Here is an 8,398-nt window from a genome sequence, read left to right as displayed (position 1 = left end):
ACAATTGTTGTGTCTCTTCGTGTTCTATATTCTCCACTAGCAGGAGATCTTCGATAATGTTCTGTCACTTTAATCGAGTCATAAGGATTTTCATTTAAAACAGTATTCGCCTCATTCACAGCTTTTTCTCTATCATTGCTTCTTACCATTCTAGAATTAACTTTTTGACCATCTCTAAAACCTTCTAAAAAATGCCTATCTACTTGTTGTTGAACAGATGGAGGCTCCACCGGCTCCTCATTATTGGTTTCCATGGTGCTACGGTTGGGACCATATTTATCAGATAATGGAAATACACGATTAATAGTTTCAGCCATTTTATGAAACCACTTGGCAATTAAATTTGTAAATGACCTTCCGCTTCCACCTGTGGGTAAATCTGTTATGTTCAACTCGCCTTGTGCTTTTCCGGGTCTACCTCTGTCTTGATATCCTATATCTGGAGCTCCCCAACTATGTATACCTGCGCCGAGATCACAATCTTGGTCATTGCAATTGTCATTGCTTTCCGCTTTTTTAGCTTTAACAACCCCTAAATCTATTACCGATAATTCACCTCCATCCACACAATCCCCATTTGGGCATCCACTACTACTTTTTCCAATTAATCCCGCTCTATTCCTTGCAAAAATAGCATTCACCTCGTACATCGCACCAGCAAGGTCTGACTCTCCATCTTTATTTGACCCGATGACATGGACCTGCGGTACCATACCATCCGGGTCTATCCAGAATATGGGGTTGTTAAAGGCGTAGTTGTACGGTGAGTGGCGGCGCATCTTTTCTCCGCGCGACAGGCTGGCTCCTTCGCTAAAAATGTCCTCAGGACATTTTTTTTACGCTCGGTCCTATTTTCTTAACTCGCCTTGCTAATCATAAATGTAATTATCATATTCTAATAAATGTCTACTTCGTATCTATAATATAAATCTTGCCGGCTCAAACAGAAGAAAATGCTTAACGGCCCATTTCACAAAATTCTTAACGGTTATGTTTCTTAGGCCGGGAAATTTAAAGATTTAAGAGTATTTTTTACAAGCACTTTTAAACTATTTGCATAATATCCATGGATTTCATTATCTGTTTTTTACAAATTCATTAAGTATATGTTCTAAAATGTGACATTTACAGATTTAATAAATTAAGTTGTGAAAGTGAAAACGTCTCTTTTCATTTGCTCCAGATGCTTCTCCATTTCCCCGATTTGGGCTGCACGTTCAAACTGTTTGAGCTTTATTACGGATTCTTTGAGTTGGGTGACTGCCTTTAGTGTTTCTTCAATTTTGCTGTTTAAGAGGTTTGTGTTATTGTTATATTCCTGAAGGATTGACATGATTTTGCTTTTAAGGTTTGCTCAAAAGTAAAAGTGGGTGTGGACATTTTGTGTCGTTTTGATTTATTTTCATACCGACATCTTTTGTCGCCCCACACCGATTTCTTTGCACAAAAATATCTGAGATATGGTAAATTGTAAATTAAAAGTCCTGGACAGCATCGGGAAAATCTATGAAGCATCAAAAGAGTGTAAACTCGAAGAGACCTTTTTCACCAAGATAGAAGGTGAACTGACTTCACTTTCGGAATATTTTGGCACCACCAACAGCCAGTCGTTTTTTATTGCGATCGTGTTTGCTTTGAATTACAAAGGAGATAGTGTCGATCTCAATGATATGATAGATTATTTTGACTGTAATCCGATGAAAATTTTGGAATATAGCGATGATTTAAAGTTTTTAAGTACCTCAGGCATCTTCGGAAGGGAAAAATCCAGGCACAGGGTAAAATTGGCAGGTGCTAACGATCAATTTACCGTAAACGAAAAAATATCTGAGGCTATTTTACAGAATGAACCTATGCCTGACTTACAGGAAAATTCGATTTCAGATATTTATGAATTGCTTGAGAAAATAGCCGCACTGGGGGATTTAAGAAGGAATTCAGAAATCTCCACCCGTGCATTGTATAGTAGTACAGACGAATTGTTATCCTCTCATATGCATTTCCCCTTAATCAACAAGATAGATAACTTAAAGCTTGATATAGAAGATACCTGTGTGTATCTGCATTTGATTTGGAAGTCTATTTCCGGTAGTGAGACCATAGATATTGGCAGAGCTTTGGAAGACATTTTTGATAATGCATGCAAAAGAATCAGGTATATGCAAAAGTTTTTGTTTGGCGAAAACACGCTTATTAAGAGCAATTTAATCGAAATTATAGATGCCAACTTCTTTAATAACAGCGATATGAAGTTAACAGAGCATTCCAATAGCTTACTGAAAGAAAGTGGTATCAATCTTTTTATGAATCTGAAGAAAAAAGAAAACATATTATCGCCCGCTGATATTCCTCAACGGGAATTGATTTTTAGCAAGTCAGAGATGAAGCAACTATTTATGCTTAAAGAGGTACTGATCGATACCAAATTTAAAGAAACCCAGGAACGCTTAACAAGTAAAAATTTACCAAAAGGTGTGACAGCGCTCTTGCACGGCTCACCCGGAACAGGTAAAACGGAAATAGCAAAACAACTGGCCAAAGAAACCAACCGGGAATTGATGAAAGTTGAAATAAGCAAGTCCAAGTCAATGTGGTTTGGCGAAAGTGAAAAAATCATTAAACGGATATTTACAGATTACAAGGCTTTATCCAAAGAATGTGAGCGAACGCCCATCCTCCTTTTCAATGAAGCTGATGCCATTATCTCAAAGAGGAGGTCTATTGGAAGTTCAAATGTTGCCCAGACTGAAAATGCCATCCAAAATATCATTTTGGAAGAACTGGAAAACTTTGAAGGTATTTTAATTGCAACTACAAATCTTGTCAACAATCTGGATACGGCCTTTGAAAGGCGGTTTTTGTTTAAGATTCAGTTCCAGAAACCCGAAAGTTCTATCAGGGCAAGAATCTGGAAATTAAAATTGCCACTTCTGGACATGAAGGAGTGTAGCGTATTGGCGGAAAAGTTTGATTTTTCAGGTGGGCAGATAGACAATGTCCTACGTAAAAATGAAATCCACGAAATCATTCATGGGGAACAAGTCACACTTGAAAATTTAATGAATTTTTGTCTGGAAGAGACGCTGACAACTGAAGTAACCAGAGTAGGTTTTAGTAAACCTTAAAGTGATTGAAAGTAAGCAGGACACTCAAGGCACGAAGGCACCCAGACACACAAAGTATAGATTTTCTAACCCTTAAGTCTTAGTGAAACTTTGTCCCGAAAGCTTTCGGGATGGTGCCTTCGTGGCAAAATAGCACTTTTATTAGTCTTGCTCCATTTCCTCCAGTTCTTCCTCCGTAATGTCGTTGAGGTTGGCCAGGGAATTCATAAGGGTTTCCAAATTATCAAAAAATTCAACCAATAAGTTTAAATTAGTTTCTGAAGTGTCCCGAAACTGGTCCATATCAAAGTTGTAAGTGTCGCCTTCTTTGAAAACGCTGTTGACATCTGCCATTACACCGGTCATTCCGACGTTTATAGTTCTTGTTTGCAGCTCTTCGTGTGTTTCTAAAAGGAATTTGTAAGTCATTAGAATTTTTTCTCTGTAGGGTTCCATAAGTTTATGTTTTAAAGGTTAATAGTATAGTTTGATAGCTCTTTGCTTCTTAATCGAAGATACGTTTCGATAGCGACACAACTTGTCGTTTTTAAAGTTTATCTTTGAAATGAAAGTTTAAAAATGCATCCTATGTCAGTCCATGAAACCCAACTCCGTCAATTGCTTTTGATTTCTAAATTGAGGATACGGCCTCGTAGTTTTGAGGAAATTGAATCTATTCTGGAATTAGAAAGTGAAATCACCGGTTACAACCTGGTAGTGTCGCAACGTACTTTCCAAAGGGACATCCAGCAAATAGCCTCGCTCTACAATATTGAAATCAAAAATGATCGCAGCCGGAATGTCTATGAAATTGTTTACGATGGTTCTGATGCTTACAAGGACCGTATGATGGAGTCATTTGAGATGTTTAATGCCTTGAATCTGTCTAGTTCGATGGAGCAGCACATCATCCCTGAAAAACGAAAACCTTCGGGCACAGAAAACCTGCACGGTTTGTTGCACGCCATTAAAAACAAGGTGGAAATCCGGTTTACCCATGAAAAGTACTGGGAAGGTTTTGAGGAGCCTACTTCGCGTATCGTACAACCTCTTGCTATCAAGGAAGCTCGTTACCGTTGGTATTTAATTGCCAAAGACCATAAGGACGGCTTAATTAAAACTTTTGGCCTGGACCGTATCACTAATCTGGAAATTACCCGAACGCCTTTTACGCCTCCGGAAGGTTACAATCCTGAAATAGCCTTTCAATATTGTTTTGGTGTGGTGGGTGATGCCTCGAAACCCGAACGAGTGATGTTGTCTTTTACTGTAGAACAAGGCAAATATGTAGAATCACTCCCGCTGCACTCCAGCCAAAAAGAACTCATCAATAACGAAAAGGAATATCGTATTGAGCTCTATGTTCACCCCACGTATGATTTTGTGATGGAATTACTGTCGCTGGGCAACCAGATAAAAGTTTTGGAGCCGGAGTCATTGCGCAGTCAAGTTGTGGGAAAGTTGGAGGAGGCGCTGGCTCGTTATAAATAATTACCTTCAATAAACTAACAGATGTGCTACTTATAAATCTGTTTCAAACTATCAATAAACTGATGGAAGTGAATGAATTTGATAGCCACTCCCGGCACTTGAGCTTTTAGGTTGCAGCGTATGAAACTGATGTGTTCTTCCAGTGTTTCTTCTCCTACCATACTAATCAGGATTTGAGTGCACAGTTTTTTGAACTGCTTTCTTTTTGCATAGGACACTTTTTTGGTGGTAAAAATGTTGATGGTGATTTTGGTGTCGTCGTTGATTTTAAAGACCGGTTGGAAGTAGAGCTGGTTGACCTTTAGTTTGAAATTGGACGGACCCACGGTTTTATTTTCGGTAATTTCTTCCTTTTTTCTATGGTATGTGACTACTGTCCAGTTGTCCATAGGAGGTGCAGCTTGCACCAGTTCCAAGGCATAGTGTTTTAACTCCGGATCGTCATTGGTAAGAATCGCGAGTGTTGCCGGTGTAGTGTATGTTTTACACGGATTGATTTTGAATCCAAATCCCTCGCAGTAGTAGTCTAAATGGGTTTGCAGCCAGTAAAGGTATTCTTCCTTTTCGTCTGTTGAGAGGAGTGGCAGGATGTATAGTTTTTGTTCGTTGTCTTGGAACCAAGTCCAGAATTGGGTTGCGTTCATTGTTCAAAGTTTAAAGTTTAATGTTCAAGGTTGCGTTTTATTGACGAGTTCACTTCTCCGCCTCTGGCGGATCGTGATGACGGTGCTTTTTGTTTTTTAATTTTGCTTTTCCGCTATCCTCCTTCACTTGCTTTCGCAAGTTTCGGAGGACGAAGCGCGGGGATTGGTTAGGTTCTTTTGTCCGGGGAGTTTCCGGGGAAAGCCAGAACGTTTACCATTTCGCGAAGGCGGGAGCGGACTCTTTCTCCGTAGCGGTCTTCGATTTCGTGGGCGTTGAGGTTTGAGGTAAGGTGGGTGATTTTGTGGGTGTTGTTTGTTTTCATTGTTGGGATGTTGAATGTTAGGTTTTGGTTTTCCGGGTTTTCCAGGGGTAATTGTGCCTGGGATGGGTTGTTTGTTTTTTTGATGATTTTGGTGAATTCGTCGTATCTGGAAATGAGTATTTCTGCTATTACATTGCAGTCATGTCCGAAGTGCCTGCCGGTGGGTTCGGCACCGAGGTCGTCGAAGCAGCAGGTGGGTTCCTTGGTGTATTGCTCGATGGCATCATAGCCAATGGCATTGAAGGCAAAGACTATGTTGCGTGTGGGGAACAGGTTGTATTTCCTGTACTGCGGGGTTATGCAGGGCATCAGTTGCATTAGGATGGTTTTACCACAGCCCACGGGACCTGTGAGCAGTATGCCTTTGTTGAGGTCGATGCCTTTTTCTGCACAGGCTTTTTGGTCTTTGATGGTGTAGATCATCAGTTTGTAAATGAGTTCGTGGTCTTCCATGTAGATTTTAAAGTGGTTGCCGTAACGTTCCTTGCCTTTTGCTTCGAGGTATTCGAGGGTATTGTTGAAATCGTAAGTGATTTGGTTGTTGTGGTATTTGCCCAGGACGTATTGGGTGTTGTGGTCGATGATTGTGAAGAGGTTTTTCATAATGTTGAATAGTTAATGGTTAATTGTTATTGGTGAAATGAGGCGCAAGATGTTGCGCCTGTACTTGTCCTCACCCCAAACCCCTCTCCCAAGGAGAGGGGCTTTTAAAATGCTTTTTTAGAGTGGGGTGTCATAATTTTTATTTCTATTGGTTTTTAGGTGTTTTAGTTTATCGATGGGTTTGTTTGCTTTTTTGGTTTTGATTTCGAGGGCTTTTTGCATCCAGTTTTGAGCGGCGGCTTGCCAGTCTTTGATGGGGGTCTTCCCTCCTATCATCCATCCGGTGGCTTTGTTGTGGTTGTAGAATTTTTCGGCCTCGGTTTGTAATTGTTTTTCCGTAAGTTGGTTTTGAAATTCATTTTTAAAAAAATTTATGACTTCTTCTTTTTTTAAGTTTAAAAGGTTTGTATATGTTTTATCATGTTTATTAAAAGGACCCGATGCTTGTTCGCTACTTGTCTCATTTTTGATACGGTGCCGGTTCACTGGTTGTCCTGATTTTGGTACAGTTATTTGCCGGGATTCTTCACCGGGCTCCGGTTGAAATTGGTGGAGCTTGATTTTGCTGCCTTTGTATGGATTGTAAGACGGCAGGTACTTCCTGACTTGTCCCCTTGAAATTTAGTGCGGTCATAAACATTTGAATATCATAGAATTGGTTTTTTATTTTAGTAAATTTACCGCACTAAGGGGTGTTTTTTATGAAAATCAGGGTGGTAAAAACCGCATCAAAAGCCCGGGCAGTTCAGGTAGTGCGGTATCAAAACAATAAGCGGGCCATTATACAGCATATCGGTTCGGCACATAGTGAAGCCGAACTGCAAGAACTAATGATAATGGCAGAAGAGTGGATAAAAGACTATTCCAAACAACTATCTGTTTTTCCTGAGGAAAGCCCTAATAAGCTGTTACACCTGAACCACTGCACGTTTATAGGGGTTCAGTATCATTTTTTCAATCAACAGATAACTACCATTCAGGATAGGTTGGGGTTTACCGATTTACCCCCTTTGCTAAGAGACCTGGTTACCATAAGGATATTTGAGCCGGCATCCAAACTTCGTTCCTTAGAGTTGATGGAGCGATTTTTTGGCATCAAACACAGCCGTAAGACCTATTACAGGATAGCTCCACAATGTATCGGATTAAGCTCCACAATGTATCGGATTAAAAGAGTATGTAGAAAACAAAGTGGTGGCTTTTGCCAAAGAGCATTATTCATTCGGTTTCGACATCGTTTTTTACGATGTAACAACACTTTATTTTGAGACCTTTGAAGAAGATGAACTACGAAAGAACGGCTTCTCGAAAGACAACAAATCGCAGCAGCCCCAAATACTGATAGCATTGATGGTCACCAAAGAAGGTTTTCCTATTGCCTATGAAATATTCAGTGGCAATACTTTTGAAGGACATACCATTATCCCCGTTATCAAAGATTTTATTAAAAGAAACAATGTAAAGGACTTTACAGTGGTGGCGGATGCGGCTATGATCAGTGCTGAAAACATCACACAATTATCCCAAAGCAATATCAACTATATTGTAGGAGCAAGAATGGGCAATATATCGGCAGAATTGCTCGAAACGGTAGACAAGGAAATGGACAGGCAAGACGGTAGGAGCATCCGGCTGAAAACGGCATTGGGTTATCTGATTTGCAGCTATTCATCTGTACGCTACGGCAAAGATTTGTACGAAATGTACGAAATGAACAAACAGGTTGAAAAAGCAAAACAAGTGATTGAAACGCCATCCAAAACCAAGAAACTAAAGTTTACCAAAACCAATAAACAGAAAGTAGAACTCAACGAAGAGCTTATCGAAAAAACAAAAAAGCTGCTCGGCATCAAAGGGTATTACACCAATTTAGAAGAGCGAACAGTGGACAATAAAACCATCATTGAGCGTTATCACGAACTTTATAGAATAGAACAAGCTTTCAGGGTGTCGAAAAGCGACCTGCAGGCCAGACCTGTTTTTCATTTTAAGGAACAGCCTATAAAACTTCACCTATTGATATGCTTTATGGCTTTGGTTATTTCGAAGCACATCGAGATAAAAGCAGGAATTTCCATAAGAAGGTTTATAGATGAATCGAAAAAAGTAGCCGATGGGCAGATCTTGAACCATATGACCAATAAAACCGTCACCATCAAGGCAAGCCCGTCAAGCAAAATGACCGGGCTTATCACTAAATTATTCCCACCGCACTAAAATGGACAAGTCAGGA

At 39.9% G+C, this 8,398-nt stretch carries 10 protein-coding genes; 4 read left to right on the top strand and 6 right to left on the bottom strand.

All coding sequences use genetic code 11. The features are described 5' to 3' along the window. On the bottom strand, positions 1–713 hold a 713-nt coding region (locus AC6F75_RS02705), incomplete at its 3' end, for a hypothetical protein (RefSeq protein ID WP_500713411.1). A 428-nt stretch (positions 714–1,141) separates the two neighbouring features. Then, positions 1,142–1,333: a hypothetical protein gene (locus tag AC6F75_RS02700; RefSeq protein ID WP_500713410.1), complete on the bottom strand. Its 192-nt coding sequence runs from the start codon at positions 1,331–1,333 to the stop codon at positions 1,142–1,144. Positions 1,334–1,460: 127 nt separating this feature from the next. Here AC6F75_RS02700 and AC6F75_RS02695 point away from each other — a divergent pair, with 127 nt between their 5' ends. Continuing rightward, entirely contained in the window at positions 1,461–3,125 is a 1,665-nt protein-coding gene (locus AC6F75_RS02695) for an AAA family ATPase (protein ID WP_500713409.1), read from the top strand. 141 nt (positions 3,126–3,266) lie between these two features. On the opposite strand, the gene AC6F75_RS02690 is transcribed toward AC6F75_RS02695, so the two are convergent. Next, positions 3,267–3,560, bottom strand: a complete 294-nt coding sequence (locus AC6F75_RS02690) for a hypothetical protein (protein ID WP_500713408.1) — start codon at positions 3,558–3,560, stop codon at positions 3,267–3,269. 132 nt (positions 3,561–3,692) lie between these two features. On the opposite strand from AC6F75_RS02690, the gene AC6F75_RS02685 reads away from it, so the two are divergent. Continuing rightward, positions 3,693–4,595: a WYL domain-containing protein gene (locus AC6F75_RS02685; protein WP_500713407.1), complete on the top strand. Its 903-nt coding sequence runs from the start codon at positions 3,693–3,695 to the stop codon at positions 4,593–4,595. Positions 4,596–4,621: 26 nt separating this feature from the next. On the opposite strand, the gene AC6F75_RS02680 is transcribed toward AC6F75_RS02685, so the two are convergent. The 3 genes from AC6F75_RS02680 to AC6F75_RS02670 form a co-directional block, all read right to left on the bottom strand. After that, a complete protein-coding gene (locus tag AC6F75_RS02680) occupies positions 4,622–5,239 on the bottom strand; it encodes a hypothetical protein (protein WP_500713406.1) in 618 nt (205 codons plus the stop codon). 167 nt (positions 5,240–5,406) lie between these two features. Continuing rightward, positions 5,407–6,165: an ATPase gene (locus tag AC6F75_RS02675; RefSeq protein ID WP_500713405.1), complete on the bottom strand. Its 759-nt coding sequence runs from the start codon at positions 6,163–6,165 to the stop codon at positions 5,407–5,409. A gap of 117 nt (positions 6,166–6,282) precedes the next feature. Next, a complete protein-coding gene (locus AC6F75_RS02670; RefSeq protein WP_500713404.1) occupies positions 6,283–6,651 on the bottom strand; it encodes a hypothetical protein in 369 nt (122 codons plus the stop codon). Positions 6,652–6,866: 215 nt separating this feature from the next. On the opposite strand from AC6F75_RS02670, the gene AC6F75_RS02665 reads away from it, so the two are divergent. Both AC6F75_RS02665 and AC6F75_RS02660 read left to right on the top strand, forming a co-directional pair. Further along, positions 6,867–7,433 carry a hypothetical protein gene (locus AC6F75_RS02665; RefSeq protein ID WP_500713403.1) on the top strand — a complete coding sequence of 189 codons (567 nt, stop codon included), beginning with the start codon at positions 6,867–6,869 and terminating at the stop codon, positions 7,431–7,433. Continuing rightward, positions 7,360–8,382, top strand: a complete 1,023-nt coding sequence (locus AC6F75_RS02660; protein WP_500713402.1) for an IS1634 family transposase — start codon at positions 7,360–7,362, stop codon at positions 8,380–8,382. The genes AC6F75_RS02665 and AC6F75_RS02660 overlap by 74 nt, the downstream gene beginning before the upstream one ends. Positions 8,383–8,398: the final 16 nt, after the last annotated feature.

It is taken from the genome of Planktosalinus sp. (genome assembly GCF_059864935.1).
The sequence above is the reverse complement of the archived record's forward strand: the minus strand, read 5'-3'. Positions and strand labels throughout refer to the sequence as shown.